The sequence below is a fragment of the Hydrogenivirga sp. 128-5-R1-1 genome (assembly GCF_000171895.1).
Genome location: NZ_ABHJ01000448.1, coordinates 1 through 1,208, shown reverse-complemented (window position 1 = coordinate 1,208; position 1,208 = coordinate 1). Strand labels below are relative to the sequence as shown.

Sequence of the window (1,208 nt, the reverse complement as noted above, 5' to 3'; positions counted from 1 at the left end):
TAAAAAATGTTGTTTTATCAAAATTAAAAGAAAACTTTCCTGATTATACTATAAGTTTAACATTTGACTTTAGCAAGCCGTGGACATCTGAAAACATATCGGCCGAAGGAAAAGAAAAGCTCAGAGCTTTGGGCTGGAAATTATAATCCTAAAAAAGCTCTTATTCTTTTTACACCTTCTTCCATATGTTCTATGTCTTTTGTATATGCAAATCTTATATACTTTTCAGTATTATTTTCCCCAAAATCAATTCCGGGAGTTATTGCTACATGTGCTTTTTCTAACAATTCATTTGCAAATTTAAAAGCATTATCTGAATATTTCTCAATATTTGCCCATAAATAAAAAGCCCCTTCAGGCTTTGCATCTATGTTAAATATATCCTTTAACTGATTGTATAAAAAATCTCTTCTTTTTCTATATTCTTCAGTTATTTTATCTAAATGCTGTTTATCAAAAGCTCCAAGAGCAGCGTACTGACTTATTGTAGGTGGTGCAATAAATACATTCTGAAGAACTATTTCAGCTTTTCTAACCAAATTTTCAGGCAGTATAATCCAGCCGAGTCTAAATCCAGGCATGCAGAAATATTTTGAAAATCCATTTATAACAATAGCGTTGTCTGAAAACTCTAAAGCAGTATGTTCCTTTTCATTATATACAAGACCGTGATATATCTCATCTGAAATAAAGTAAATACCATTTTCATCACAATAATTTATAAGCCCTTTTAAAATTTCCTTTTTATATATGTTGCCAGTTGGGTTATTTGGAGATGATATTTGAACTGCTTTTATGTCTTTAAATTCTTTTAACTGCTCTGCTGTTAACTGATAATTCGTAGATTTATCTACAGGTGCAAAAACAGGGTTGATATTAAGAATATATGAAAAATTTTTGTAGCAGGGATAAGAAGGGTCTGTCATTAAAAGTTTATCTTTAGAGCTTAAAAGTATAGAGTAAGCCACTAAAAAAGCTCCAGAAGTTCCGACTGTCAATGCTATTCTTTCAGGAGATACCTCTACACTATATTTTTCTTTATAAAACTGTGCTATTTTTTCTCTAAGCTGTATTAGCCCTAAACTTTCTGTATAATGGTTTAGTCTATCTTTCACAGCTTTTTCTGCAAGTTCCCATACTTTTGGGGAAGGCTGTAAATCAGTTCTCCAATTTCAAATGTATTGTATCTTCATATTTTGAGCTTTTTA

Annotated in this window: 1 protein-coding gene; it reads right to left on the bottom strand. The window is 30.8% G+C overall.

The window, feature by feature from the left end; genetic code table 11:
* Positions 1-140: 140 nt before the first annotated feature.
* Positions 141-1,115, bottom strand: a complete 975-nt coding sequence (locus tag HG1285_RS18570) for an aminotransferase class I/II-fold pyridoxal phosphate-dependent enzyme (protein ID WP_008289560.1) — start codon at positions 1,113-1,115, stop codon at positions 141-143.
* Positions 1,116-1,208: the final 93 nt, after the last annotated feature.